The following is a 25,587-nucleotide window of genomic DNA, read 5'->3' on the forward strand; positions in this document are numbered from 1 at the left end:
GGTCTGGGGTGTTCCCGGGTCCTCCCGGAGGTCCGGGCGCCCACGCTGACCGGCGTGGACAGCAGGGCGATCCATCTCGAGATCCGGCTCGACGGTGAGTCCCCGGTGGGGCGCGCGTACGACGAGCGCGGCGGCACCCGGGAGTTCGCCGGCTGGATGGGTCTCGTCGCCGTGATCGACGACCTGCTGGGGGCCTCGCCGCCCGGATCCACTCCCTCCCCGCCCGACGGAAGGACCGGCCCATGAGTACGCCTCCTCGTTCCCGTCGCCCGCAGCGCGCACTGTCCGCGCTGGCCGCGGCGGGCGTCCTGCTGGCGACGGCGGCCTGCGGGGGTCAGGCCTCCGCCACGGTCGGCGAGGTGCCCGCCTACGGCGCGGCCCTGCAGCCGGAGCTGGAACAGCAGGTCAGCGAGATGCTGGTGACCGGCGCCGCCGTCGACGTTCGCTCGCCCGAACTCGGCGACTGGACGACCACGATCGGCACCCGCGCCTACCGCGGCACCGACCCGGTGCAGATCGCCGACCACGTCCGCATCGGCAGCGTCACCAAGACCTGGACCGGCACCGTCGTCCTGCAGCTCGTCGACGAGGGCCGGATCCGGCTCGACGACCCCGTCGCCACGTACCGGCCCGACGTACCGAACGGCCGGAACATCACGATCCGGCAGATGCTCTCGATGCGCAGCGGCCTGGGCAACTACACGACCTCGCCGGATCTGAGCCAGCGGATGGACGCCGACCCGGGGGCGGTCTTCGACCCCGAGGAACTGATCAGGATCGGCCTGGCCCAGCCGGTGGAGTTCCCGCCCGGCCAGGGCTTCTTCTACTCCAACACCAACACCGTGCTGCTCGGCCGGATCGTCGAACAGATCACCGGCAGCTCGCTGGAGACCGAGATCGAGCGACGCGTCCTCACCCCGCTGGGCATGACGGGCTCGTCGTTCCCCACGACGTCCGGCGCCCTGCCGGAGCCGCATCCCCAGGGCTACACCTACGGCACCAACGTCGAGACGATCGACACCAACGTGCTGTCGCCGGAGAAGCAGGCCGCGGCCCGCGCCGGCACGCTCGCACCGATCGACGTGACCCTGGCCAACCCGTCCTGGGCCTGGAGCGCGGGCGCCGGTATCTCGACGGCCGACGACCTCACCGCCTACGTCCGGGCGCTGGCCGGCGAGGGACTGCTCAGCCCGGCGATGCAGCAGACCCGGCTCGACAGCGTCCAGCCGACCGATCCCGCCGACCCGGCGTCCGCGGCCTACGGCCTCGCGCTCGCGCGGTTCGGGCCCTACTACGGGCACACCGGCGAGCTGCCCGGGTTCAACACCTTCGTCGGCTACGACCCGCAGTCCGGGACCTCGATCGTGGTGTGGGCGTCGCTCGCGCCGTCGCCCGACGGCCGTCCGCCGGCGGTCGAGATGGCCAAGACCATCATCGCCGAGCTGGCCGGGGCGGGCTGACCGTCCCCGCCTCCGGGGAACGGTCGGGAACACCGCCGGGAACACCGCCGGAAACGCCGCCGGAAACGCTGCCGGGCACCGGTCGGAGCCGGGTCAGGTTCCGCTCGATCGCGCCCCGCGCCGCCTCGAGCGCGCGGGCCCGGCCCGGCGCCGGTGCAGCCGGATCCGAACGCGCCGGCCCGGTGTCGACGGCCGGGGCGACGGCGGGAGCGTCCGGGGCGGCTGCGGGAGCGTCCGAGCCGACGATAGGAGCGGCCGGGGCGACGGCGGGAGCGTCCGGGGCCGCGTCGGCCGCGGCCTCCAGCAGGTCGGCCGGCTCGTCGTCGCCGAGCCGGCGCAGCAGCGTGGCGAGATTGCGCAGGGTCGTCCACTGGTGGGTCCAGTTCCCGGTGCCCGCGAAGTAGTCGATCACCTCGCGGTAGCCGGCCAGCGCCTCGCCGGTCCGGCCGGCGACGGCGCGCATCGAGTTCAGACCCACGGCGGCGACGCCGACGACGAAGGTCGCCCCCGCGGAGCGGCCGAGCGTGACGGCCCGCACGTACCACTGCTCGGCCGGTTCGCCGCGGCCCGCCGCGTTCTCGATCTCCGCGGCGTAGTAGGCCGCCCAGGCCCGTGCCGAGGGTGACCGCGCGGCGGCGAGCCAGGCGTCGTTGAGCTCCCGGGCCTTGCCGGGATCGCCGGCATAGGCGGTGGCCAGTGCCGCCAGGCCGAGGAAACCGTGGCGTGAGTCGCCGCCCGCGGCACCGATGAGGCAGTGCTCGACGACGTCGCCGAAGGCACCGCGGGCGAGCAGGGCCACCGCCAGCGCGTGCCGGCAGTACGACGACCCCCCGCTGCCGTCGTCGCGCTGCAACCCGGCACGGGCGAGGCGCTCGGCTCCGGCGGGATCGCCGCCGGCGTAGGCGGCGTACGCGGCCGTGCCGAGGACGGCCGTGGCGCGCGGGTGACCGGCCAGCCCCGGATCACCGGCGATCTCCCCGGCCCAGCCCCAGAGCTCGACCAGGTCCCGGTTGAACACGGCGTCGAACAGTGCCGCCACGATCGCCACCGCCTCGTCGAGGAGCTCCCGCTCCCGGACCAGGCGCCAGGCGGCCCGCAGGTTCGCGAGCTCGCGCCGGAGCGCGACGTCGGCGTCCGGCTCGCGGTCGGTGACCACGGCGGCGTCGATCCAGGCCGTCAGCTCGACGGCCCATCGCACGAGCCGGCGCTGCGCCGCGTCCTGCTCGCCCTGCGCGGCGAGCCGGTCGAGACCGAACGCGCGCAGTGTCTCCAGCATGCGGTAGCGGGTGTCACCGCCGAACGTCGCGTCGATCATGGAGGTGTCGACCAGGCGGGCCAGCAGGCTTCCCGGGTCGGAGTCCGGACCCAGCTCGGCGGCCAGCCGCTCGGCCGTGGCGAGATCGACGCCGTCGACGAAGACCGCCATGTGCCGGAACAGGCGCTGCTCGTCGGCGGTGAGCAGCCGGTAGGACCAGTCGAGGGTCGCGCGCAGGGTGCGGTGCCGGACGTCGGTGCCGGGGCGGCCGCCGAGCAGGTCGAGCGAACGGTCGAGCCGCTCGTGCAGGTCGGCGAGGGAGAACGTGGACAGTCGCCCGGCGGCGAGCTCGAGGGCCAGCGGCATCCCGTCCAGGCGTCGCACGATGTCGGCCACCAGCCCCAGCTCGGCCGGCGTGACCGGAACGCCGGGGCGCACCCGCGCCGCGCGGTCGAGGAACACCGCCACGGACGGCACCTGCGTGACCGCGCCGGGCTCCGGCCCGTCGCGATGCCGGTCCGGCAGCGCGAGTGGCGCCAGCCGCGAGGTGTACTCGGCGGCCAGACCGAGCGGTTCCAGGCTGGTCGCCAGCACCGTGAGGTCGGGGCACGCGACCAGCAACGCATCGACGACGTCACGGACCGCGTCGAGCAGGTGCTCGCAGTTGTCGATCACCAACAGGGCCGGCCGGTCGCCGAGCACGGCCAGGCACGCGGCCAGCACGTCGCCCTGCACGACGCTCAGCCGGACCGCGTCGGCCAGCGCGTGCGGGACGGCGTCCGGGGCGGTGACGGAGGCGAGCAGCAGCACCGGGGCGGGCGGCGTCGACCGGCGGGCGAGCTCCAGCGCGACCCGCGTCTTGCCCACCCCGCCCGGGCCGACGAGTGTGACCAGCCGTTCCGCGGCGAGCAGCCGGTGCACGGCCGCGACCTCCGCGTCACGGCCGAGCAGACGCGTCGCCGGTGCTGTGCGCACCTCTCGCCGGGTGGCCTGCGGCGGGCCGGCCGCACCGCCTGCGATGTCGCGTTCGAGGTCACCGAGCGCGGGCGACGGGTCCAGCCCGGCCTCGTCGGCCAGCCGGGCACGGTACTCGCGCCCGGTGCGCAGAGCCTGCGCGGCGGACCCGGTCGCGGCCAGCGCGCGCATCAGCAGCAGCACCGCGGGCTCGCGCAGCGGGTCGTCGGCGAGCCCGGCGACGGCGAGCCCCACGACCTCCTCGGCCTTCCCGGCATCGACCGCGGCGCCGACCAGCGCGTCGCTCACCTCGCGGTGCAGTCGCGTGCAGTCCTGCACGGCGAGGGCGACGGGTTCGACGTCGGTGAGATCGGCCAGGATCGGGCCGCGCCACAGCGCGCGGGCCTGCTGCAGCCGGGCGAACGCGGTGGCCGGATCCGCCGTGGCGGTGCCGCGCGCCGAGGACAGCAGCTCCCGCGCCCGGGCCAGGTCCAGCTCGTCGGTGCCGAGTTGCAGGCGGTAGCCGTCCTGCCGGGTCTGCAGCCGGGCCGCGCCGGTCCCGAGGTGCCCGCGCAGCCGGGACACGTGGGTGTGCAGGGCGGCTCGTCCCGACTCCGCCGTCTCGGACGGCCAGAGCGCGCCGATCAGGTGCTCGACGGTCACGGTCCGGCCCTCGCCGAGGGCCAGCAACGCGAGCACCGCGCGGCGCATCGGGCCCCGCACCTCGACCACCGAGCCCTCGACGACCAGTCGCAGCGGCCCGAGCACCTGCACCCGAACCGGCGGCCCGTCCACCACCCCATCGTCGCACCGCCGGGCCCCGGCCGGGAGCCCTCGCGGGACTGCCGGCCGCGGCGCTGTCAGCGGGCTGCAAGGACCGGCCGGCATCGGGACAGCAACGCGACAGCGTGCCCGCCGACGCTCGTCGTGCAGCCCGGAATCCGCCGGTGCGCAGGCGAGAGGGAGAACCGAGATGGACCACGACACGGTGACGGAGTTCCTCGGGCAGGTCGTCACGGACATGGGCGCGACCGGCGCCGCCGGCTCGGTGGTGGTCGGGTACCGCCTCGGGCTGTACCGGTCACTCGCCCAGGGGCCCGCCACGCCCGAGCGGTTCGCCGAGCGCACCGGCTGCCATCCCCGCTATCTCACCGAGTGGCTGCGCGGGCAGGCCGCCGGCGGGTACGTCACCTACGACCCGGCGACCGGCGAGTTCTCGCTGACCGAGGAGCAGGCGTTCTGCCTGGCCGACCCGAACGGGCCGAACGTGCCGGCCGTGTTCGTCCTGGGGCTGGGCTACCTGCGGGCCGAACCGCAGATCACCGAGGCGTTCCGCACCGGCGGTGGTGTCGGCTGGCACGAGCACCACGACGACGTCTTCGCCGGCTGCGACGCGTTCTACCGGCCCGGCTACGTCGCCGAGCTGGTCCCGAACTGGATCCCGGCGCTGGACGACGTCGAGACGAAGCTGACCGCGGGCGGGCGGGTGGCCGACGTGGGCTGCGGCCTCGGCTCCTCGTCCGTGCTGCTCGCGCAGGCCTATCCCCGCACCACCGTCGTCGGCTCGGACTACCACGGCGAGTCGATCGAGCTGGCGCGCAAGAAGGCCGCCGACGCCGGCGTGGGTGAGCGGGTCGCGTTCGAGACGGCCACCGCGCAGACGTTCACCGGCACCGGCTACGACCTGGTGGCGATGTTCGACTGCCTGCACGACATGGGTGACCCGGTCGGCGCCGCGCGCCGGGTACGGGAGGCGCTGGCCCCGGACGGCACCTGGCTGCTGGTCGAGCCGAACGCCTCCGACGTCGTCGAGGAGAACTTCAACCCGGTCGGCAGGCTCTACTACGCCGGCTCGACGTTCCTGTGCGTGCCGAACGGGATGTCGCAGCCCGGCGGGTACGCGCTCGGGGCCCAGGCCGGTGAGGCGGCGATCAGGCAGGTGACGACCGAGGCCGGCTTCACCCGGTTCCGCCGGGTCGCACAGAGCGCCTTCAACCTCGTCTACGAGATCCGGCCGTAACGCCGCCGGCGACGGTCGCGACTGCACCCGGCCGTCGCCGGTTCGCCGCCGGCGACGGCCCATCCCGGATACCGGAGGGACATCCCATGAACACGGCCACCAGCACGGCGCGCGCACCCGCCGTCTCCCCGCTCGACCCCGCAGCCACCCACCGGCACACGTCGCACTGCTACTGGGAACACCGGCGTTGCGCCTGGAGCTGCGCACACACCGCGTCCCCGATCCCGTCCGCCCCGGGTCCGGCGACGCCGGTCGGTCAGTCCGGCGCGGTGAAGCGCCTGCGGTAGGACGTCGGTGTGGTGGCGTAGGCGAGGGCGAAGTTCTGCCGGAACGTCACGGGGCTGGCGAACCCGCAGACGGCGGCGATCCGGCTCACGCTCCAGCTCGTGGTCTCGAGCATCCTGCGCGACTCGTCGAGCCGGCGGGCGAGGACCCATTCGGCGGGGCTGGTGCCGGCCGTCTCGCGGAAGCGCCGGGTGAAGTTGCGGGTGCTCATCTGCGCGCGTGCGGCCAGTGCTCCGACGGACAGTCGCTGGTCGAGGTGCTCCAGGGCCCACGCCATGGTCTCCGCGATCGGTCCGGTGCCGTCGCTCGCGGGCAGCGGGCGTTCGATGTACTGGGCCTGGTCGCCCTCGCGGTGCGGGGCGATGACGAGATGGCGGGCGACGGTGGTCGCGGCCGCTGCGCCGAGGCGGGTGCGCACGATGTGCAGGCAGGCGTCCAGCGCCGAGGCGGTGCCGGCGGAGGTGAGGACGTCGCCGTGGTCGATGTACAACGCGGCGGGCCGCACGGTCACCTCGCGACAGTCGGTGGTGAGCTGCGCGGTGCCCGCCCAGTGGGTGACGGCTTCCCGCCCGTCGAGGATGCCGCTGTGCGCCATGGGGAAGGCGCCGAGGCACAGACCGGCGATCGTCGCACCGTGGCCGTGGGCCGCCCGGATCACGCCGGTGAGGTCGTCGGACGGGCGCGGGAACGTGCTGGGCCAGGACGGCAGGATGACCAGATCGGCGTCGCCGGCCGCCTCCGGGCCGCTGACGTCGTCGATCAGGAGGCCCTCCGTGGTGCGGACGGGACCTCCGGTGTCGCTCCAGACGACGGTGCTCCAGTCGTCGGCGAGTCCCTGACGCGCGACCTCGCCGAAGACGAGCAGCGGGGTGCCGAGGTGGAACATCGTGATGCCGTCGAAGGCATGGATCGCGATCCGCAAGTTGGCCTGATCTCATCGACTGTGTGCGTCTGCGCCACTCACGGTACCGCGACGTGGCCGGTGACGATGGGGGTCGTCGGGGCCGCACGCCTCGAACGTCGTCCGTCATCGAGAGGGAGTTCCGTTGAGCAGTCCGCGTCGTGCGTTGATCGTCATCGATGTCCAGCAGGAGTACTTCGAGGGCCCGCTGGCCATCCACTACCCGCCTCGCGACGAGTCGCTCGCCCGCATCGTCGACGCCATCGACACCGCAGCCTCGCAGGGGGTTCCGATCGTGGTGGTTCGCCACGAGTACCCCGAGGGCGCACCGGTGTTCGCGGCCGGGTCCGAGGGCGCACGGCTCCACCCGGAGGTCGAGAGCCGGCGAGGGGCGGACTGGAAGCAGGTCACCAAGAACGTCGCCAGCGTGTTCGCCGGGAACGACCTGACCGACTGGCTGCGTCAGAACGACGTCGACACCGTGACCCTGGTCGGCTACATGACCAACAACTGCATCCTGGGCAGTGCGGCGGCGGCCGAGCCCCTCGGTTTCACCGTGGAGGTCCTCCGTGACGCGAGCGGCGCCATCCACCTGTCCAACGAGGCGGGGACGGTGTCGGCGCAGCAGCTCCACGAGGCGCTGATGACGCTGCTGCACTCCAACTACGCCGCCACCACGACCACCGACGCGTGGCGCACGGCGCTCGGCGCCGGGGACCCCGTGTCCAAGGGCGACCTCGGAACCTCCGCGGTGCAGGGGCTCGCCGCGCACTCCTGATTCGCCGATCGAACGTGTGCGTGCCAGGACTGGCGGGTATTTCCCTGTCAAGCGCAGTTCCAGCAACGGGACCGTGAACACGACACCGTCTCCGAGAAGGGAACTGAGCATGACCGTGCTCATCACCCGCGTGCGTCGTCTCGTGCGCGACATCAACCAGTGCCACGACCGCATGTACGGGCGCGCCGTCCGGTAGCAGTCTCCGCGTTCTCGTCGGGGCAGGACCGCTGGTCCTGTCCCGACGACGTCGGTTATACGGCCGTGCGGGAACCGGCCAGGAGCAGCGCCGCGGCCTCGCGTGCCGTGCCCCAGGACAGCGTGACGCCGGCCCCGCCGTGCCCGTAGTCGTGCACGCAGCGGGAGTCGCCGATCCGTTCGACCTCCAGGCGCACCGACGGCCGCGAGGGGCGCAGACCCACCTGGTGCCCGATGACCTGGGCATCGCGCAGACGCGGTTCCACCGCGCGGCAGCGGCTCAGGATCGCCTCGGCGAGCTCGGGATCGGGCTCGGTGTTCTCGTCGTCCATGCCCTGGCTGCCACCGAGGATCACGCGCCCGGGGTAGGGCCAGTAGGCCGTCCACTCCGGCTCGTAGGGCGAGGACAGGAAGAACTCGTCGACCCCCGGATTCGTCACGACGACCTGCTGGCCCCGCACGGGACGGACCGTCGGGTCGCCGACGAGCTCGCGAGCGCCGAGTCCGGTGCAGTTCGCCAGCAGCGGCGCCTCGCCCGCCACCTCGTCGAGGGTGGTCACCACACGCTGTTCGAGGCGTCCACCCGCGTCGGTGAGGCGACGACCGAGGTGGTCGAGGTAGACGCCCATGTCGACGATCGGCAGCGTGGCCCGGGCAGCCATGGTGAAGCCCTCGGGCCGTTCCTCGGGCGGGCACATGTCGAGCCCGGGCAGCGGCTCGGACGTGTTCCGTGCCGCGAGGCGGCCGCGGCGCACAGTCCCCCCGGTTCCGTCGATGCCGGCCAGCTCGGTGAACGTCGTGATGCCGGCGCGCTCCCACTCCCCCACCGCGCCCGGCGAGAAGCTCGGCTCGACCATCGCCGAGGCGACCGCCGATGTGGTCGAGGCCGGCAGGTCACGCGCGTACACCTGCACCCGCAGCCCCTGTTCGGCCAGGCACACCCCGACCGTCAGCCCGATGACACCGGCTCCGACGACGACGGCGTCGTACTGCCGACCCCCCACGATCAGTCCTCCTTCACATCACGGCGGCCGCGACCGGCCACCTCGTGGTCACGCCGGGAGTGTGGCTGCCGACGACCGGCTGCGTCGTGGACGTTTCCGATCGAGGCCGCAGCATCGGCGGGGCACCCAGATCCTGCCGCGGCGTCAGCGGCGTCAGCGGCGTCAGCGGCTCGCCGGATGGGGCGAGTGCGGCGGGACGACGAGGCCGTCACGGGCGACGGCCGGCAGGCCGATCGAGGTCGGGCCGCGACCACACCGCGGGCAGACGAGGCGGTTACCACGCCGGGCAGGGGGCTCGCCGGTGCCGATGCAGCGGCTCAACGTGGCGGTCACGGACTTGGGCATGACGCCCCCCTCACTCGGCCTGACCGATCGGCTCGCCACGCCGCCCACCGCTGCGGCTCGGCGCCCCACCCCGCAACGAACCTTGGCCCGTCGAGGGCTTCTGGTAAAGCCCGCGGTACTCCGCAGGTGCTACGGCCGATCCCGCCCTGAGCGCATCCGGCCCTCGCCGTCCACCGAAGCCGTCGTGCTCCGCGTGGCGGTGAGGTCCGCCAGGATCGCCTCCGGACCTCGTCGGCACCTGATCGTCGGCTGCTGTGACCGTGGTGAGGGTGTCGAGCAGCCACAGTGGAGCGACGAGCCGCGGCTGCGCTCCCCGTCCAACCGTCGGCTCCCAGGACGCCACTCGCGGCGCCGGGTGATCGCTCGTCGTCCGTCGCAAGTGGAGTTTCCCGTGACGCCAGGGTTTCCCGCGACGCCGTGTTCGGGATGCGTGAGCGCCGGGAATGCGGTGCCGGAAAGAGTTCCCTCTGAAGGCGGCGAGCAGAGGTGATTACGCCGTTCGGTCCTATATCCCAAGAGGTTTGGGATATAGTGTCGAAATCGGAGTCGCGGCGCACACCCAAGGGGCGTGTCCTGATCGGCTCCGCTCCCCGTACATCGTTCTCGTCGTTCGGCCGCTCGCCGGCCGGGTGACGGCTGCTCGAAGGAAGTGCCATGAGCAACATCGATTGGGCTCTCAACTCAGCGTCGGCGATCAAGGGGGCGTTCGCGGTCGCCCTGGTCGACTACGAGAGCGGCATGACGCTCGGATCCCGGGGCGGGAGCCCCGAGTTCGATCTCGATGTGGCCGCGCCGGGTAACTCGGAGGTCATGCGCGCCAAGCTCGACGTGATGGCGAAGCTGGGGATCCGCGACTCGGTCGAGGACATCCTGATCACGTTGGACACCCAGTACCACGTGATCCGGCCGATCTCGTCCCGCGGGGAGGAGCAGCTGTTCTTCTACCTGGCACTCAACCGGGCCCAGGCGAACCTGGCGATGGCCCGCCGCGACCTGCGTGCGGTCGCCGACCAGTTCTACGTCGGCGCACCCGGACCGGCCTCCACCCCGGGCATCGCGGGGCCGGAGCCGATCCGTCAGCACTGACCCCCGGCGTGAACCGGGTCTGGAGGGACGAGATGGCAGCACGACCAGCCGGAAGCGACCGGGAGGTGTTCGGGGCGTCGGCGCGCCTGTTGAGTACCCTGTTCGCCCCGCGATGGTGGCGGCGACAGATCGGACTCCGAGCCGGGGCGCTGGTCGACCCGTCGAGCGGGATGCTGATCGACGGGTTCTACGACGGCCCGATCGCGGTCGACCTGGAACTCCTCGGCGCGGTGGCACTCGACCTGATGCGGATCTCCCCGCAGCTCATCGAAGCACCCGAGCCCCCAGCAGTCGTCGAGCACCCGCGCCGGGTACTGGTCGAGACCGGGCGGGCCGGCCACATGGTCGTGAGCCACGCGGTCGACCAGCGGCAGGAGCCGGTGCTGGTCGTGGTCCTCGTCGAGGGGAGCTGGAAGATCGCCGACCGGATCGGGCGCCGGCTCGCGGCGGCTCCGGCGCTGAACCTGCACCACGAACAACCCACGCTCGGGCACACCGCTCGGCATCGGGCTCCTCACCACCGTGTGGCCGCACAGGGCACTGCAGAGCTGTCCGATGTGGAGGCCACCGTGCGGATCCCACGCCCGCGCCCGTACATGGATCCGTGGTGGGCCGAGCCCCCGGTGACGCAGGACGCCGCGCCCTCCGGCCCGGCATCGTCCAGGCGCACATGAGGACCGGGCGGTTGCCGGATCGACGCCGGGCGGAGCTCGCGCGACTGCGCGAGGTCGAGGAGGCGGTCGATCAGCTGCGGGAGCAGTGGTGGGCGCGAGGGCGGCCCGATGCCCAGTGGGAGGTCGTGGCCGCGGCGACCCGCGCCCTGCTCGGGGTCGTCCGGCGCTTCGAGGGGGCGGAGCTGCGACTGCTGGTCGACCCGGGGCAGGGGCTCTCGGTGCGCGTCGGCCAGGAGCAGGGCGAGCCGGTCGCCGAGCTGGACCCGCCACAGCCGGCGCCGGCCGGGCCCGCACTGTCCACCCTGCCCGTTCCCCGCACAGGAGACGATCCGCTGCAGCTTCCTGCGCCCCGCGGGGCAGGCCTGCCGGAATCGGCGGTCACGCCGCCACCCGGCGAGGTCGCCGGCCGGTTCCTGCGAGCGGACGTGGCCCGCGAGATCGCAGCACGACGCGCCGCCGTGCTGAGATCCGGCGACCGCGACGACCCGGCCACCTGACACCCGGCGCGCCGACCTTCCCGAATCCCCGCCTACTCGTCCGTACCGGCCGTCGGCTGTGCGGTGCGGCGTTTGCGAGGGGCGGCGGAACGCGGTGGCCGGGCGCGCATGTGGTCGCGGACGCGGCCGATGATGTCGTCCAGTGCATGCAGGTCCTGCTCGGACAGCGGGGCGAACAACAGGTCGCGGGCGACGTCGACGTGGCCGGGCATGACCCTGGCGACCAGGGCGGAACCGGTGTCGGTGATGGTGACGAGCGTGGCGCGCTGGTCGTCGGGGCTGGGCCCGCGCGTCACGAGCCCGGCCTTCGCCAGCAGTCCAGCCTGGTGGGTCAGGCCGCTGCGGCTGTAGACGACCCCGTCGGCGAGTTCGGTCATCGTCAGGGGGCCCCCGGCGTCGGTCAGCCGGGCGAGCAGCTGGAACTGCACGTAGCGCAGGCCGCCTTCCTCTTGTAGCTGCTGTTCCACGGCGTGGTGGAGCAGGCTGACGGACTCCATGAGCGCGAAGTACGTCCGGAGCTGCTCGGGTCTGAGCCCTTCGACCATCTCTGCATCCTAGTAGACCGTCGCATCTAATTGTTGGGGTAGAGGTGGCGGAGCTTGATGCGGGCGTCGGTGGTGGTGAATTGCCAGTTGACCTGACGGTGGTCGGTGTTGGTGGCGTCTTGCCAGGCGGCGAGTTCGGTGTTGAGGGTGTCGATGTCGGTGATGCGCCGGTCGAGGCACTGGCGGGTGAGAGCTGAAAGTTCGATCTCGGCGATGTTGAGCCAGGAGCCGTGGCGGGGCGTGTGGTGGATCTCCAGTCGTTGTGCCAAGGCAAAGGCCGTGGAGGGTTCGAACGCTTCGTAGAGAGAGCCGACTCCGTGGGTGTTGAGGTTGTCCATGACCAGCACGACGGTGTCGGCGTCGGGGTAGTCGTGGGTGAGCAGGTGCTGCACCTGACGGGCCCAGTCGATCTTGGTTCGGCGTGGTTGAGCGTCGACGCGGCGCCAGCCGCGTAGGGGTTCGGCCCAGACGAAGATCGAGCAGGTGCCGTTGCGGACGTACTCGCTGTCCTCTTTGCGGTCGTGACCGGGCTCGGCGGGGATCGGCTCGCGGACCTGCCCTAGCAGCTGGTAGGGCTTCTCGTCCATGCACACCACCGGTCGGCGGGGGTCATAGGGGCGGGCGTAGACAGCCAGGACGTCTTCCATCCGAGCGGCGAACTCGGCGCTGGCGTGCGGTGGGATCGTCCAGCACTTCTTCAGATGAGGACGCAGTTTCGTTTTTTTAACACTCGGCCGATGGTGGAGTGATCCAGATCGGGCAGGTCGGCGACCAGGGCGACCTGACGCTCGAGCAAGCGCAGCGACCAGCGTGTATAGCCCTGCGGTGGGCTCGAGCAGGCCAGTGCGATCAACCGGGCCTCGACCTCGCCGGTCACGATCGGCGCTACCGGCGGTGTCTCACGCGGCTTGCGGCCGATCGTGGCCAGCACGTCGCCGTCGGTCTCGTCGAACCGTTTCGCGATCGACCGGACCGTGTTTTGGGAGACCCCGACCCGATCCGCGACCATCGACCGAGCGTCCACCGGGCCGACGTTCTCGTCCAGCTCCAGCAGTACCCGAGCACGGATGATCATCCGCGCCGGATGCGTGCCGGTCACGGTCAGCTTGGACAGGAACTCGCGATCAGCAGCCGACAGGCCGATCGTGAACACCTTCGGACGAGCCATCGTCTGGGCATCCTCTCAACACGAGCAACATGATGAGAGGCTCATACACCAGATAGCGATAGTTTTAGCGGCGACACGCTACTAGTTGCTTTGATCTCGAAGCATTGTGGTGGGCCTCACAGGGCACTCCCATTGCTTTGATCTCGAAGCAGACTAGTGTCGATATTGCTACGAGTTCGAAGCAATGGAGGATGTCATGAAGGTTGTGCGTTACCACGGTTACGGCGACAGCGACGTGCTGATCCGGGAGGAGACCGGGCGACCGCGTCCCGGTGCGGGGCAGGTGTCGGTGAAGGTGGCCGCCACCTCGTTCAATCCCGTCGATGTCGCGATCCGCGCCGGCTATCTGCAGGGCGTGTTCCCGGTCGCGTTCCCGCACGTGCCGGGTATCGACGTCGCGGGCACGGTCGCCGGGCTCGGCGACGGGGTCGAGGGCTGGAGCGTCGGGGACCCGGTCGTGGCGTTCCTGCCGATGAACGCCGATGGTGCGGCGGCGGAGTACGTGCTCGCGCCCGCCGAGGCTCTCGCCGCGGCGCCGCGGACGATCGACCTGGTCGATGCGGCGGCGCTGCCGGTCGGCGGGTTGACGGCCTGGCAGTCGTTGTTCGAGCTCGCGGAGCTGAAGCCCGGACAGAGCGTCCTGGTCAACGGGGGCGGCGGCGCGGTCGGTGGGTTCGCCGTGCAGCTCGCCTCCCGGGCGGGCGCCGTCGTCACCGCGACGGCGAGCGCGCGGAGCGCGGACCGTCTGCGCGGCTACGGCGTCGACCGGATCATCGATCATCTCGACCACGCGAGTTCGCCGGTCACGGCCGATGGCCGGCCGTTCGATGTCGTGCTCAACCTGGTGACCACGACACCGGAGCAGACCGCCGGTCTGGTCGGTCTCGTGAGCGATGGCGGCGCGTTGATCAGCACCACGACTCCACCGCCCGAGGCCCCCGGGCGTGGGGTGCGCACGGCACGGGTGTTCGTGCGCAGCGACGCCGCGCAGCTCGGCGAGCTGGTCGCCCGTGTCGATCGCGGGGAGTTGCGGGCCCACGTCGCCGACCGTCGTCCGCTCGCCGAGCTCGCCGCGGTCCACGCCGAGGCCGAGGCAGGACGGCTGCGCGGCAAGACCGTCCTGACCCCCGCCTGATCCGCCGGCTGCACCGGGTGATCACCGGCTGTGGAGTGCGACGTGCGCTCAGCGTTCGCGACGCTCCACAACGGGCGATCACGGACGTTCCTCCTCGCCGAGCTGGATGCCGGACGCCATCCGCGGGCGTAGGAGCGGCTCCCTCGCGGCTACCCGACGAGTGCCGCGAGGGTGTCGAGCTCGGCGAGGGTGGCGGCCTCCGCGGTCGGACCGTCGTGTGCGGTGAGGACGACGAGCACCCGGTCGATGCCCGCCTTCGCGTACGCCTCCAGCGCCTCCGGCTTCGGCACGGCGCCGAAGAGGGTCACCGGCAGATGGCCTCGGCCGGCGTCGTCCGCGCGACGGCGGAGCTCGGTGATCCGCTCGGCGAGGGGGTCGAGCTTCTTCGGCGAGACCCCCATCGGCATCCAGCCGTCGCCGTGCGACAGGACCCGGTCGAGCACGGTCGGGCCACCGCCCCCGATCAGCACGGGCGGAGCGCTCGTCGGTTTCGGCCAGGACCAGATGGGGTCGAAGTCCACGAACTCACCGTGGTACTCGGCCTCGTCCTGGGTCCAGATCCGGCGCACCGCCTCGATCCGCTCGAGCATCTGTGCGGTGCGCCGGCGCGGGTCGACCCCGTGGTGCGCCATCTCCTCGGCGTTCCAGCCCGGCCCCACGCCCAGCTCGATCCGCTCGGGCGCGAGCCGCTCGACGCTCGCCACCTGCTTGGCCAGGTTGATCGGGTGGTGCTGGTTCACCAGCGTGACCGCCGTGCCCAGCACGATCCGATCGGTGACCGCGGCCATCGCGCCGAGGGTCACGAACGGATCGAACGTGTGGCTGTACTCGCGGGGCAGCTCACGCCCGCCCGGCCAGGGCGAGAGCCGGCTCACCGGAATGTGGGTGTGCTCGGTGAGGAACAGCGCCGCGAGGCCGCGCTCCTCCACCGCGCGGGCGAGGACCGGCGCGCTGATGCCGTAGTCGGTGAGGAACGAGGTGACTCCGATTTTCATGAACTGGTCCCGTCCTCGTGTGCCATCCAGTGCACGAACCGGTGCAGCGGGTACATCGCGTCGTGCGGATTACCGATCGTGCTCGGCCCCGCCTCCCCCAGCCGGACGATGCGCTGCGCGCCACCGCTGGCGAGCCGGTCGCGGTAGTCGGCCATCCGCTCGGGCGGGGAGAAACCGACCGTCTGGGTCGCCACGTTGACGTGGCGCATCGCGTCGTCGAGCGAGTCCACCCGGACCACGTTCGCGGTCTTGTTGATCGGATGGAAGTCCACGGGCGCGTCCGAACGGATCACGAGTCCGGTTCCGTCGGTCCGGCCCCAGACCCGGTACTCGTCGTCGAGCATCGTCAGCACGTCGATCTGGTCGCGCAGGTCCGGCTCGAGCGGACGGTGGTCACCCGAGGCCGCCGCCTTCTCGACGATGTGCGCGTGCAGCCGTTCGCAGAAGCGGTCCGCCTCGTCCTGGTCCCCCTCGACGTAGAGGAACCGGCTGGCGACGCAGGCCTCCTGGTTGAGGATCATGACGTCGTTGGCCGCCAGTTCGCTCGCCCGCTCGAGCGACTCCTCGGAGGCCAAGGCCTCCCGGCCGACCATCGAGATCGAGGTCTTGGGATCGAACGACACGAGCTGGAAGCCGGGACCGAGGTACTTGACCACGTTGTCGATCGCGTCGCCGCCGCCCCAGGCCACGATCTTGTCGAAGTACTGCGGGCGGTAGAGCGCCCGTTCCACCGCATCGTCGCCGCCGCGCCAGTAGACCGCCGACATCGACCGCACGACCGGATGGTCCGGATCGATCTCCGCCATGGTCCGCAGGATCGCCACCGTGGTGAACGGGTCGCTGGAGGACATCTTGAACAGGTTGACCGCCTTGACCATCGCGCCCTGGGCGATGGACTTCACCGCAACCCCCGGTGAGTTGCCCGGTAGCACGTGGATCAGCCGGGGCGCGAACGCCCGGACGAAGCTGCGTCGACCGGTGAAGTCCTGTTTGGGCACCCACCCGTCGAGCGCACCGGGATCGGGGAAGTTCTGCTCCACCACGGTGCGCAGCAGTCGCTCGTCGAGATAGGCGGCAGCGGCAGTGACCTGTGCCTGCAGCACCGCACGCGGCAGGACATGGGTGGTGGACATGCGATCGATGCAGTCCTGCATGACCGCATTGCGGGGATCGCGGATCCGCTCGCCGGTCTCGACGAGGAAATCGATGATCTCGGTCAGCGGGACGTCGAGCAGCGGCGGCACCTCGGTGCGCGGATGTACCGCCCGGTTCATGTCGATCCGCGGCGTCGCGAACGTGACCCCGAGGTCGCGCGAACGGTGCGTGATGTCCCGGCCGTCGTCCAGCTCGCCGCGCAGGAAGAACGGTGCGGAGACGGCCGAGTCCGGACGGTCGTCGGTGGCGGTCACGACAGGCCCCGCACGTAGGCGTCGACGGTGCCGGCGCAACCGATCTTGTCGTCGCCCTTGATGTCGGCGTAACGGGTGATGTTGTTGCGCACCGAGGGGCCCCGCTTCCCGCAGGCGCAGGGATCGAGGTCGAGCGAGATCTTGTCGCCGGTGATGATCCCGCCCCAGCGTCCGTCCAGCGACAGGTCGAAGAACGCGGCCCGTCCCTCGACCTCGCCGGCCTCGTGCGGCAGCGCGGTGTCGCCCTGCTCGTCGAGGATGACGGGCACGATCCACGGCGGCACGTGGTACCGGTCGCCCTCCTGGCACTTGGGCATGCCGGAGTTGAGCTCCTGCATCGAGTAGTTCTGGAACTCCCGATCCGACGGGATGTTGAACGTCTGGTGCACGAACTCCTGATAGTCCGGCGGCAGCTGCGCGCGCTTGAGACCGCCGCCGACGTAGATGCAGTTGTCGGGGTGGAAGTCCTTGGCCGAGTAGCCCAGGTCACGAACCCGCACGGCCATCTGGAACAGCGAGTTCCACAGGCCCGCGATGTAGAGCTTCTCCTCGCGGTGCTCGACGAGCGCCGCGGCACCCACCACCATCGCCTTCTCGAGCGCTTCCTGCCGCTCCCGGGAAGTACGTTCGAACTCGGCCAGCTCCTCCGGTGCCGCAGTGCCGTCGGCGATCTTCTTCCGCAGCACGACCATCGCGGTCAGCGTGCCGACGGTGATCGGTGGGATCGGCATGCGGAAGGGTTCCTTGGCCGGGTCGCCGAACGCCGCCCGCTGCGCCTCGCCGATCACGATGTTCTTCGGGACCGCGGCGCTGGCCCCGGTACTCATCATCCGCCGGTCCTGCTCGGGCTTCACCCCCGAACCCCACGAGAACACGTTGACCGTGTCGGTACGCGACCAGTCCATGTCCAGGTCCGAGGCGAGCAGCATCGCCGACTTGCCGGTCGTCCCGCTGGAGCAGGACACGTAGTGCCCGCGCGCCTGCAACCGCTCGATCCAGTCGTCGATACCGGTGATGTCCGCCGTCTCGATCGGGCTGATCGGATGGGGCGACACGGTGTTCAACCACGCGCCGAGCCGGTCCCACCGCTGTTCGGTCAGGAAGCTCTCGGGATAGCTCTTGTAGACGCTGTGCGGGAAGAGCAGGGGCACCGCGTCCTCGCGGTCGCGGATCTCGGTGGTGCCTGCGGCGCGGGCGCGGTGCCCCAGCAGCTTGATCCGGTCCCTGCGTTCCTGGAACCGCTCGTCGAGCGCCTTCACCTGCGTCTCCCGCAGATCGGCGTGGGACAGGTCGAAGCGATCGGCCGCATCGACCAGCCGGGTCAGCTCGGCAATGGCTGAACTCACGGGGCATCCTCCTGGGGGTCACGAGGGCGCTTGACTAATAGCACCTCGTGCGGTTCATTATAGGTGTGGTCGACCACGAAGCAAGAGGCTGACGTGCAGAACAGATCTGCTCCCCCTCGCCGAGGAGCCGGACGCCCCACCCGCGAGCAGGCCGAGGCCCGGCACGAGGAACTGCTCGACGCCGCGCTCGACCTGTTCCTGGAACGCGGCTTCGAGCTCGCGACGATCGAGATGATCGCCGCCCGGGTCAGCATGACCAAGCGCACCGTCTACGCCCGTCATCCCGACAAGGCCGCGCTGTTCCGCGCCGCGGTGCAGCGCGCCATCGAGCGGCACGTCGTGCCGCGCGAGGTGCTCGAGAGCCTGGACGACGGCGACCTGGCCGACACGCTCGTGGCGATCGGCCGGCTGCGTATCGACCAGGTGATGACCCCCAACGGCCTGCGCCTGCAGCGGATCATCAACACCGAGAGCTACCGCTTCCCCGAGATCTTCGCCTCCAACGTCGAGCAGAGCGCCAGACCGGTGGTCGACTTCGTCGCCGGTCTGCTCGACCGGGCCATCGCCGCGGGCGAGGTCGCCCCCACGAACACCGGGCTCGCCGCGTCCACGTTCATGAGCATGGTGGTCGGCGGCCAGGCGAGAGCGATCGTGCGCGGCGAGACACCGACCCGGGAGGAACTGGACGAGAAGGTCCGGTTCACCGTCCACCTGCTGCTCGACGGCCTCCGGCCGCGCTGAGACGAGGGAGAGCCTTCCGTGGGATTCGACGAGAACCGGCCCGTCGCGGTCGTCACCGGAGCCAGTGCGGGGATCGGCCGGGCCACCGCCCGCCGCCTCGCCGGGCTGGGCTGGCAGGTGATCGGTGTCGGCCGTGATCCGGAACGCAGTGCCGCGGCCGAGGCGGAGATCGCCGCGGCGGGACGCGTCGCCATGCTGCGCTCCGACTTCACCCTGATGGCCGACGTCCGGCGTACCGCCGAGGAGATCCGGGCGCTCACGCCCCGCGTCGACGTGCTCATCAACAACGCGGGCGGGGTGCGCGACCGGCAGATCATCACCGCGGAGGGCACCGAGGCGACCTTCGCCGCCAACCACCTCGCGCCCTTCCTGCTGACCCAGGAGCTGATGCCGCAGCTCCGGGCGAGCGCAGCCGGCACGGCACCCGGCTCGACGCGGGTGATCGCCGTGTCGTCGAGCGCCCACCGCCAGGTCGACGGGCTCGACCCGGTCGATCTGCAGAGCCTCGGCGACGTCTCCTCCATGGTGGCCTACTGCCGGGCCAAGCTCGCGAACATCCTGTTCACCCGGGAGCTCGCGCGGCGGGCGGGACCGGACGGGATCGTCGCCCAGGTCATGCACCCCGGCCTGGTCGCCAGCAACTTCGCCGCGCACGGGAGCCCGGCGCTGCAGGCGCACTACGCGAACGCGGCCGACGCGCTGGCACCCGAGGAACCGGCCGAGACGCTGGTCTGGCTGGCCACCGAGCCCGAGGGCGGACGCGACGGCGGACGCCACTTCCACCGGATGGCCGAGGAGCCGCCGTCCGACGCCGCACAGGACGACGACGCCGCCGCCCGGCTCTGGGTCGAGAGCGAGAAGCTGCTGGCGGCACTGCAGCCGTAGCCGGAGCGACACCCCTCCCCCGCCCTCGCCGGTAAGGACAGACTTGATGATCAAGATCGTGGCACTGCTGAAACGACGGGCCGGCCTGAGCGCGGCGGAGTTCGCCGAGTACTACGAGCAGCGGCACGCACCGCTGTTCGCCCGCATCATCCCGCCCGAGGTCGAGCAGGCGATCACGCACTACATCCAGAACCACGCCGTGGACCTCGGCGGCCGCGACGCCGCCTGGGACTGCGTCACCGAGATCGGTTTCCGGGACCTGGCCGGCATGCGCGTGTGGTCGGACTGGTACGCCGGTCCCCGCGGCGCCGTCCTGCGGGAGGACGAGGAGACGTTCATGGACACCGCGGCCCGGGTCGTCGTGGTCACCGACGAACGTCGTCCGGTGGACGTCTGACGCGAAAACGCGAGTGCGGCTCGCCGGGCCGAGCCCCCCGCTCGTCAGGGGATCCGGGCGTGATGATCCAGTAGACGACCGAGCAACTGCAGGAGCTGGTCGCGTTCGGCCGCGTTCAGCGGGGCGAGCAGTTCGTCGTGGAGGTCGTCCAGAACCTTGTCGAGCAGGCGCAGGTGACGGCGGCCTCGGGTGGAGATCGTGATGATGTTGCGGCGCTGGTCGTCGAGGTCCGGCGCCCGCTCGACGAGGTCACGCTCGGCCAGCTCGTTGAGCACGCCGACCATGTCGCTGCGGTAGATGCCGGAGCGCCGGCTCAAGGCCGCCTGGCTGCCCGGCCCGAACTCCTGCAGCGAGGCGAGCACGGCGTAGTGCCATTTGCGGGCGTCGACCTGGGCCAGCCCGTCGGTGATCAGCCGGTCCGACCGGGCGGTCAGCTGGGACAGCTGTCGGCTCGCCCGTCGACGCAGCCTGTCGGGCGTCCCGGGCACGCCGTCGTCGGGAATGTCCGCGGCATGCGCTCTGCTCACGGGCACCACTCTAGTCATTGCGTTAGTGAGACTAACGATGTACGTTCACTCGCGCCGAAACGTTAGTCCGATAAACGGTATTTCGGCGACCTCCCGGAAGGAAGCTCCGCCATTCCCGTCACGATGTTGCAGATCCCCACCCCGGACGGCTCGGCCGACGCCTTCGCCGCCTTCCCCGACCACGGCGAGCGGCACCCAGGGGTGCTGATGTACGCGGATGCCTTCGGCATCCGGCCCGTGCTGCGGGGGATGGCCCGGGAACTGGCCGGGCACGGGTACTACGTGCTCGTCCCCAACGTCTTTTACCGGCACGGCCCGAGCCCGGTGATCGAGCTTCCGGAGTACATCGACGAGGAGGCCCGGACCACGTCCGTCGCCCAACTGATGCCCTTGATCGAGGCGCACACGACCGAACGTGTCCTGCGCGACGCCGACGCCTATCTCAGGTTCCTCACCACCCGGCCCGAGGCCGGCGCCGGACCGGTCGCGGTGACCGGCTACTGCATCGGCGGTCTGCTGGCATTGCGCACCGCCGCGGCCCATCCCGGCCGGGTGGCCGCCGTCGCCGGATTCCACGGCCCCGTGGGGGCCGACGGGCCCGATCGGGACCGTCTCCTCTCCGGGCTCACCGCCCGGGTCCATCTCGGCCACGCCGAGACCGACCTGACGTCCGAGACCCTCGGCGAGCTCAACCAGGCCCTGGACGCGGCCGGGGTCGACTACACCTCCGAGATCTACCCCGGCACCGTCCACGGCTTCACCATGTCCGACACCGACGCCTTCGACCCCGCCGGTCTGCAACTCCACTGGGACCGTCTGCTCCCCCTCCTCGAACGCACGACGGCCGACCGCTGAGTCTCCGGTCGGACCATCGGATTGTTCGTCTGCACATCGGCCGCGGTGTCAGGTCTGTGTGGCCCTCCCTTGTCGCGGACCGGGCGCGGGGCGACCCTCGGGACCCGCATCCGCAGCACTCGGAGGACGATCGGCATGCTCGACCGCGAGATCGCAGAGCGCATCACCGCAGCGGTGAACGCACGCTTCGACGATCAGCTCGCCTGGACCGCCGAGCTGGTCCGGTCACCCAGCCTGCGGGCGCAGGAGACCGACGCGCAGGACCTCATCGAGGGCGCCCTGCTCGAGAGCGGCCTGACGGTCGACCGGTGGGCCATCGACTCGCCCGAGCTGCGCGACCACGAGGGATACGGGCCGACCACGGTCGATCCCGCGACGCTGGAGAACGTGGTCGGGACCTACACCCCGGTCGTCGAGCACGGCCGTTCGCTGATCCTGAACGGGCACGTCGACGTCGTCCCCACCGGCCCGCAGGAGTCCTGGAGCCGTTCGCCGTGGGACGCGAGCATCGTCGACGGCTGGATGTACGGCCGCGGCAGCGCCGACATGAAGGCCGGCATCGGGGCGAACCTGTTCGCGCTGGAGGCGCTGCGGACGGCGGGCTACCGGCCGACCGCACGCATCCACGTCCAGTCCGTCGTCGAGGAGGAGTGCACCGGCAACGGCTCGCTCGCCGCCCTACTGCGCGGCTACACCGCCGACGCCTGCGTCATCCCCGAACCCGAGGACGACAAGCTGGTGCGCGCCAACGTCGGGGTCCTGTGGTTCGACGTCACCGTCCGCGGCGTGCCGACCCACCTGCGGGAGATGAGCAACGGGCGCAACGCCATCGACGCCGCCTACACAATCATGAACGACCTGCGCGAGCTCGAGGACCGGTGGAACCGGCGCAAGGGCGAGCACCGCTACTTCGCCGACGTCGAGCGCCCGATCAACTTCAACTTCGGTGTGATCAACGGTGGTGACTGGCCCTCCAGCGTGCCCGCCCGCTGCACGTTCACGGTGCGCGCCGCGATCTACCCCGGCACCCCGGCCGCGCAGGCCTGGGCCGAGATCCAGGAGGTCCTGGCGAAGTCGGAGGCGTCGCTCGGCCTCCCGGTCGCCGCGACGCCGTCCGGGTTCTTCGCCGAGGGCTACGTGCTGGAGGAGGGGTCGGCGGCCGAGGACGTCCTGGCCCGCTCGCACGAGCGGGTGTTCGGCAGCGTGCTCGAGTCCTTCACCACCCCGGGCTATCTCGACGGCCGGGTCTTCACCCTCTACGGCGACATCCCGTGCCTGGTCTACGGGCCGGTCTCGGAGGCCATCCACGGTCTGGACGAGCGGGTCGAGGTCGAGTCGATCCGGCGGATCACGACCGCCATCGCGCTGTTCGTCGCCGAGTGGTGCGGCGTCGAGCCGATCACGGACTGAGGCACACACCGGGCACCTATGCTGTGCAGGTGCACAAAGGCCGGGGCGACGACGCCGACGTCCGCTGGGAAGAGCTGGTCACCCGGCTACGGGGCGACTCGGACGCGCTGTTCCGCTCGTTCCGGGAACGGGTTCTGCTGGTGCCTCCGTACGCCCGCGGGCTCGTCCCCCTCGCCCGGATGGAGGACGACGCGGCGCAGACCTTCGACTACCTGCTGCGCCGGATCGGCAGGATGCGGGTTCCGGGCCGGCTGACCGGGATCGGCACCTCGATCGGCCGCGACCGGGCCCACCGCGGGGTCCCGCTCAACGACCTCCTCACGGCGGTCCGCCTGAACTTCCGGATCCTCTGGGACGCGCTGCGCGACCAGGCGGACCCGGCCGACGGACCGTTGCTCGTCGAGCGGGTCGACCGGCTGTGGGCAGCGGTCGAGGAGCACGCCCTGCAGGTGCAGATCGCCTACCAGGACGAGGCCGCGTTGATCGCCCGCGAGCGCCACGGCGAGCGGTCGATGCTGGTGGCGGCGTTGCTGGGGCAGGTGGACGGGCCCGACGACCTGATCGCGGAGCCGAGCCCGGACGACGTGGCCCGCGTCGCGCGGGCACTCGACGTCGGTATCGACGACCCCGTGCTGGTCGTGGTGGCACCGGCGACCGCAGGCGCGCAGTTGCGCCGCGCGGCGGACTCGCTCGGCGCCCACGACCGCCCGGTGCACGTGCAGGCACTCCCCCGCCACGCCGTACTGCTGGCCCGCTGGTCGGGAACGGTCACCGACGACGGGCCGGCCGGGGTCCGTGCGCTGCGGGCCGGACTGGGTGGGCTGCTGGACGCGGTCCCGTGCGCGATCGGACCACTCGCGCACGGCCTGGCGAACGTGCCACGCAGCGCCCGCACGGCACTGCGGGTGGTCGACGCACTGCCCGGCCTGACGGGGCCGGTCGATCCCGCACAGGCCTGGTTGCCGGTCGTGGCCGCCGGGCTGTGCTCCGCCCGCGGGGTCGGGCAGGAGCTGGTCGGGTCGGTGCTGGCCGGCCTGGCCGCCGTCCCGCCGGCCGAGCGCGAACGCCTCGTGCAGACCGTGCGTGCGTGGGCCCGGACCGGGACGGTGACCGCCGTGTCGCAGGAGCTGTGGTGTCACCGCAACACCGTGCTGAACCGCCTCCGCCGGTTCGGCGAGCTGACCGGCCACGACGTGACTGTTCCGGACGAGGCCACCGTCGTGCTGCTGGCACTCGCGTGTGCCGACGCGCCGACGCCGGGGCACCGGTGAGCGGGGCGGCCGGGATCAGGTCGTCGTCGTCCGCGCGGCCGCGACCCGGTCGCGCTCGACGAAGAACCGCGGCGCGGCCATGCCGCAGCCGCAGGTGATCATGGCGATCCCGATCAGGAGCAGGGTCGGCAGCACGGAGCTCCCGCCACCGAGCGCGAGCAGCGCGGTCGCGGCCAGTGGCACGAACCCGCTGGCCACGCCGGAGATGTTCGCCGACAGCGCGACGCCGCTGTAGCGCAGGTGCGGCGGGAACAGCTCGGTGAGCAGAGCGCCCGACACCGCGTACGGGATCGAGAGCAGCGCGGTCACCAGCGTCACCCCGAGCACCACCGCCACGGCGGCCATCGAGTCGATCATCCAGAACCCGGGGAACGCCACGAGGATCGATCCGAGGGCACCCAGCACCGTCACCCGGGCGGCGCCGTACCGGTCGGCGAGCCGCCCGCCCACGATCAGCACGACGATCTCCACGGTCGCCGCCACCAGCGTCGCGACCAGCATCAGCCAGCGCGGAAGGCCGAGCGTCGCGGTGCCGTAGCTGATCACGAACGTGGTGATCAGGTAGAAGCCGCCGACGCCGAGGAACGCCGTCCCGGCGCCGATCAGCAGCTGCGGCCAGGCCGTGGTCAGGACCTCGCGGACCGGGGACGAGGCCCGCTCGTCCTCCTCGAGCATCTTCTCGAACAGCGGCGACTCCTCGACCCGCCTGCGCAGCCAGACCGCGATCCCGAGCAGCGGGAAGGCGGCGAGGAAGGGCAGCCGCCAGCCCCACGAGTCGAAGGCCTCCTGCGGCAGTGTCGACACCGCGAGGAACGCGCCCGAGGACAGCAGGGTGCCGACCGGCGAGCCGATCTGGGGCATCGCGGCATAGCGTCCGCGCCGCTCCGGTGGGGCGTGCTCGACGGCGAGGGTGACCGCGCCACCCCACTCACCGCCCACCGCCACGCCCTGCAGCAGCCGCAACAACGTCAGCAGGATCGGGGCCGCGAGCCCGATCGAGAGGTAGTCCGGCAGCACGCCGATCAACGTCGTGGCGATACCGATCATCGTGACGGTGATGATCAGGCACCGCTTGCGGCCGATCCGGTCCCCGAGGTGGCCGAAGATCACCGCACCGAGCGGCCGCGCCGCGAACCCGACCGCGAACGAGGCGAACGCAGCCAGGGTGGCGACCACGGCGTCGTCGGTGGCGAAGTACAGCCGGTTGAACACCAGCGACGCGGCGGTGCCGTACAGGAAGAAGTCGTACCACTCCAGCGCGGTGCCCACGAAGGCACCGAAAGCGACCTTCCTGGCTTCCGCATCGGTCACCGTGGGACCGGGCCTCTCGCTCATCGCCACTCCTCGGTCGTGGGCGGGACGGTCCGCACAGCATTCAGACGAGAGCGGTGTCACGGAACCACGGACTGCACCGATCTGTCCCCCGCTCGGTAGGCGTCTGCACAACGA

Annotated in this window: 25 protein-coding genes; 14 read left to right on the forward strand and 11 right to left on the reverse strand. The window is 71.6% G+C overall.

Annotation, left to right across the window (positions count from 1 at the left end; all coding sequences use genetic code 11):
• Positions 1-54 precede the first annotated feature (54 nt).
• Positions 55-246 (forward strand): hypothetical protein, encoded by a 192-nt coding sequence (locus tag JOF36_RS20890; RefSeq protein WP_210029806.1) that lies wholly within the window; start codon positions 55-57, stop codon positions 244-246.
• The gene (locus JOF36_RS20895; protein ID WP_210029808.1) at positions 243-1,460 is read left to right on the forward strand and encodes a serine hydrolase domain-containing protein; all 1,218 of its coding nucleotides are present in this window, start codon (positions 243-245) and stop codon (positions 1,458-1,460) included. Before JOF36_RS20890 ends, JOF36_RS20895 begins: the two co-directional genes overlap by 4 nt.
• Here the strand turns inward: JOF36_RS20895 and JOF36_RS20900 are convergent.
• Positions 1,432-4,464, reverse strand: a complete 3,033-nt coding sequence (locus tag JOF36_RS20900; protein WP_210029810.1) for an AfsR/SARP family transcriptional regulator — start codon at positions 4,462-4,464, stop codon at positions 1,432-1,434. The two genes, JOF36_RS20895 and JOF36_RS20900, sit on opposite strands and share 29 nt — an antisense overlap.
• Before the next feature lie 178 nt (positions 4,465-4,642).
• Between JOF36_RS20900 and JOF36_RS20905 the strand changes: the two genes are divergently transcribed.
• Positions 4,643-5,689: a class I SAM-dependent methyltransferase gene (locus JOF36_RS20905; RefSeq protein ID WP_210029811.1), complete on the forward strand. Its 1,047-nt coding sequence runs from the start codon at positions 4,643-4,645 to the stop codon at positions 5,687-5,689.
• A gap of 256 nt (positions 5,690-5,945) precedes the next feature.
• Here JOF36_RS20905 and JOF36_RS20910 read toward each other — a convergent pair whose 3' ends face one another.
• Positions 5,946-6,896 (reverse strand): GlxA family transcriptional regulator, encoded by a 951-nt coding sequence (locus JOF36_RS20910; RefSeq protein WP_210029826.1) that lies wholly within the window; start codon positions 6,894-6,896, stop codon positions 5,946-5,948.
• Positions 6,897-7,020: 124 nt separating this feature from the next.
• Between JOF36_RS20910 and JOF36_RS20915 the strand changes: the two genes are divergently transcribed.
• Entirely contained in the window at positions 7,021-7,653 is a 633-nt protein-coding gene (locus JOF36_RS20915) for a cysteine hydrolase family protein (protein WP_210029829.1), read from the forward strand.
• Between the two features lie 251 nt (positions 7,654-7,904).
• Here the strand turns inward: JOF36_RS20915 and JOF36_RS20920 are convergent, their stop codons facing one another.
• The gene (locus JOF36_RS20920; RefSeq protein WP_210029831.1) at positions 7,905-8,852 is read right to left on the reverse strand and encodes an FAD-dependent oxidoreductase; all 948 of its coding nucleotides are present in this window, start codon (positions 8,850-8,852) and stop codon (positions 7,905-7,907) included.
• Between the two features lie 999 nt (positions 8,853-9,851).
• On the opposite strand from JOF36_RS20920, the gene JOF36_RS20925 reads away from it, so the two are divergent.
• The 3 genes from JOF36_RS20925 to JOF36_RS20935 are packed head-to-tail and all read left to right on the forward strand — an operon-like array spanning position 9,852 to position 11,454.
• Entirely contained in the window at positions 9,852-10,283 is a 432-nt protein-coding gene (locus tag JOF36_RS20925; RefSeq protein ID WP_245350923.1) for a hypothetical protein, read from the forward strand.
• 32 nt (positions 10,284-10,315) lie between these two features.
• Positions 10,316-10,957: a hypothetical protein gene (locus JOF36_RS20930; RefSeq protein ID WP_210029833.1), complete on the forward strand. Its 642-nt coding sequence runs from the start codon at positions 10,316-10,318 to the stop codon at positions 10,955-10,957.
• 11 nt (positions 10,958-10,968) lie between these two features.
• Positions 10,969-11,454 (forward strand): hypothetical protein, encoded by a 486-nt coding sequence (locus JOF36_RS20935; protein WP_210029842.1) that lies wholly within the window; start codon positions 10,969-10,971, stop codon positions 11,452-11,454.
• Positions 11,455-11,486: 32 nt separating this feature from the next.
• On the opposite strand, the gene JOF36_RS20940 is transcribed toward JOF36_RS20935, so the two are convergent.
• The 3 genes from JOF36_RS20940 to JOF36_RS20950 are packed head-to-tail and all read right to left on the reverse strand — an operon-like array spanning position 11,487 to position 13,167.
• Positions 11,487-11,999: a MarR family winged helix-turn-helix transcriptional regulator gene (locus JOF36_RS20940; RefSeq protein ID WP_210029844.1), complete on the reverse strand. Its 513-nt coding sequence runs from the start codon at positions 11,997-11,999 to the stop codon at positions 11,487-11,489.
• A gap of 26 nt (positions 12,000-12,025) precedes the next feature.
• On the reverse strand, positions 12,026-12,808 hold the full coding sequence (locus JOF36_RS20945) for an IS630 family transposase (RefSeq protein ID WP_307862753.1): 783 nt from the start codon (positions 12,806-12,808) through the stop codon (positions 12,026-12,028).
• On the reverse strand, positions 12,697-13,167 hold the full coding sequence (locus JOF36_RS20950) for a helix-turn-helix domain-containing protein (RefSeq protein ID WP_210024894.1): 471 nt from the start codon (positions 13,165-13,167) through the stop codon (positions 12,697-12,699). Before JOF36_RS20950 ends, JOF36_RS20945 begins: the two co-directional genes overlap by 112 nt.
• A gap of 196 nt (positions 13,168-13,363) precedes the next feature.
• Between JOF36_RS20950 and JOF36_RS20955 the strand changes: the two genes are divergently transcribed.
• The gene (locus JOF36_RS20955) at positions 13,364-14,302 is read left to right on the forward strand and encodes an NADP-dependent oxidoreductase (protein WP_210029846.1); all 939 of its coding nucleotides are present in this window, start codon (positions 13,364-13,366) and stop codon (positions 14,300-14,302) included.
• A 149-nt stretch (positions 14,303-14,451) separates the two neighbouring features.
• Here the strand turns inward: JOF36_RS20955 and JOF36_RS20960 are convergent, their stop codons facing one another.
• The 3 genes from JOF36_RS20960 to JOF36_RS20970 are packed head-to-tail and all read right to left on the reverse strand — an operon-like array spanning position 14,452 to position 18,052.
• The gene (locus JOF36_RS20960; protein ID WP_210029849.1) at positions 14,452-15,297 is read right to left on the reverse strand and encodes an LLM class F420-dependent oxidoreductase; all 846 of its coding nucleotides are present in this window, start codon (positions 15,295-15,297) and stop codon (positions 14,452-14,454) included.
• On the reverse strand, positions 15,294-16,706 hold the full coding sequence (locus JOF36_RS20965) for an acyl-CoA reductase (RefSeq protein WP_210029851.1): 1,413 nt from the start codon (positions 16,704-16,706) through the stop codon (positions 15,294-15,296). Before JOF36_RS20965 ends, JOF36_RS20960 begins: the two co-directional genes overlap by 4 nt.
• Positions 16,703-18,052 carry a hypothetical protein gene (locus JOF36_RS20970; RefSeq protein WP_210029854.1) on the reverse strand — a complete coding sequence of 450 codons (1,350 nt, stop codon included), beginning with the start codon at positions 18,050-18,052 and terminating at the stop codon, positions 16,703-16,705. The genes JOF36_RS20965 and JOF36_RS20970 overlap by 4 nt, the downstream gene beginning before the upstream one ends.
• A gap of 93 nt (positions 18,053-18,145) precedes the next feature.
• On the opposite strand from JOF36_RS20970, the gene JOF36_RS20975 reads away from it, so the two are divergent.
• Genes JOF36_RS20975 through JOF36_RS20985 form a run of 3 tightly spaced genes read left to right on the forward strand, consistent with a single transcriptional unit; the run spans position 18,146 to position 20,075 of the window.
• Entirely contained in the window at positions 18,146-18,793 is a 648-nt protein-coding gene (locus JOF36_RS20975; protein ID WP_210029856.1) for a TetR/AcrR family transcriptional regulator, read from the forward strand.
• Between the two features lie 18 nt (positions 18,794-18,811).
• The gene (locus tag JOF36_RS20980; RefSeq protein ID WP_210029863.1) at positions 18,812-19,678 is read left to right on the forward strand and encodes an SDR family NAD(P)-dependent oxidoreductase; all 867 of its coding nucleotides are present in this window, start codon (positions 18,812-18,814) and stop codon (positions 19,676-19,678) included.
• 46 nt (positions 19,679-19,724) lie between these two features.
• Positions 19,725-20,075, forward strand: a complete 351-nt coding sequence (locus tag JOF36_RS20985) for an EthD domain-containing protein (protein WP_210029866.1) — start codon at positions 19,725-19,727, stop codon at positions 20,073-20,075.
• Between the two features lie 44 nt (positions 20,076-20,119).
• On the opposite strand, the gene JOF36_RS20990 is transcribed toward JOF36_RS20985, so the two are convergent.
• The gene (locus JOF36_RS20990; RefSeq protein ID WP_307862497.1) at positions 20,120-20,602 is read right to left on the reverse strand and encodes a MarR family winged helix-turn-helix transcriptional regulator; all 483 of its coding nucleotides are present in this window, start codon (positions 20,600-20,602) and stop codon (positions 20,120-20,122) included.
• Between the two features lie 111 nt (positions 20,603-20,713).
• On the opposite strand from JOF36_RS20990, the gene JOF36_RS20995 reads away from it, so the two are divergent.
• The 3 genes from JOF36_RS20995 to JOF36_RS40995 all read left to right on the forward strand — a co-directional run bounded on the left by JOF36_RS20995 (position 20,714) and on the right by JOF36_RS40995 (position 24,138).
• Positions 20,714-21,457 carry a dienelactone hydrolase family protein gene (locus JOF36_RS20995; protein ID WP_210035996.1) on the forward strand — a complete coding sequence of 248 codons (744 nt, stop codon included), beginning with the start codon at positions 20,714-20,716 and terminating at the stop codon, positions 21,455-21,457.
• Between the two features lie 135 nt (positions 21,458-21,592).
• Positions 21,593-22,867 (forward strand): ArgE/DapE family deacylase, encoded by a 1,275-nt coding sequence (locus JOF36_RS21000; RefSeq protein WP_210029870.1) that lies wholly within the window; start codon positions 21,593-21,595, stop codon positions 22,865-22,867.
• 29 nt (positions 22,868-22,896) lie between these two features.
• Entirely contained in the window at positions 22,897-24,138 is a 1,242-nt protein-coding gene (locus tag JOF36_RS40995; protein WP_210029872.1) for a PucR family transcriptional regulator, read from the forward strand.
• A gap of 15 nt (positions 24,139-24,153) precedes the next feature.
• Here the strand turns inward: JOF36_RS40995 and JOF36_RS21010 are convergent, their stop codons facing one another.
• Complete coding sequence (locus tag JOF36_RS21010; protein WP_210029874.1) at positions 24,154-25,473, reverse strand: MFS transporter; 1,320 nt, start codon at positions 25,471-25,473, stop codon at positions 24,154-24,156.
• Positions 25,474-25,587: the final 114 nt, after the last annotated feature.

The sequence above is a fragment of the Pseudonocardia parietis genome, from assembly GCF_017876315.1.
Lineage (GTDB): Bacteria > Actinomycetota > Actinomycetes > Mycobacteriales > Pseudonocardiaceae > Pseudonocardia > Pseudonocardia parietis.

Excerpts from the sequence above, each read along its gene's own strand:
- JOF36_RS20895 (WP_210029808.1), top strand. The coding sequence starts at position 243 with ATGAGTACGCCTCCTCGTTCCCGTCGCCCGCAGCGCGCACTGTCCGCG.
- JOF36_RS20950 (WP_210024894.1), bottom strand. The coding sequence starts at position 13,167 with ATGGCTCGTCCGAAGGTGTTCACGATCGGCCTGTCGGCTGCTGATCGC.
- JOF36_RS20955 (WP_210029846.1), top strand. The coding sequence starts at position 13,364 with ATGAAGGTTGTGCGTTACCACGGTTACGGCGACAGCGACGTGCTGATC.
- JOF36_RS20925 (WP_245350923.1), top strand. The coding sequence starts at position 9,852 with ATGAGCAACATCGATTGGGCTCTCAACTCAGCGTCGGCGATCAAGGGG.
- JOF36_RS20985 (WP_210029866.1), top strand. The coding sequence starts at position 19,725 with ATGATCAAGATCGTGGCACTGCTGAAACGACGGGCCGGCCTGAGCGCG.
- JOF36_RS21010 (WP_210029874.1), bottom strand. The coding sequence starts at position 25,473 with ATGAGCGAGAGGCCCGGTCCCACGGTGACCGATGCGGAAGCCAGGAAG.
- JOF36_RS20960 (WP_210029849.1), bottom strand. The coding sequence starts at position 15,297 with ATGAAAATCGGAGTCACCTCGTTCCTCACCGACTACGGCATCAGCGCG.
- JOF36_RS20940 (WP_210029844.1), bottom strand. The coding sequence starts at position 11,999 with ATGGTCGAAGGGCTCAGACCCGAGCAGCTCCGGACGTACTTCGCGCTC.
- JOF36_RS20905 (WP_210029811.1), top strand. The coding sequence starts at position 4,643 with ATGGACCACGACACGGTGACGGAGTTCCTCGGGCAGGTCGTCACGGAC.
- JOF36_RS20930 (WP_210029833.1), top strand. The coding sequence starts at position 10,316 with ATGGCAGCACGACCAGCCGGAAGCGACCGGGAGGTGTTCGGGGCGTCG.
- JOF36_RS21000 (WP_210029870.1), top strand. The coding sequence starts at position 21,593 with ATGCTCGACCGCGAGATCGCAGAGCGCATCACCGCAGCGGTGAACGCA.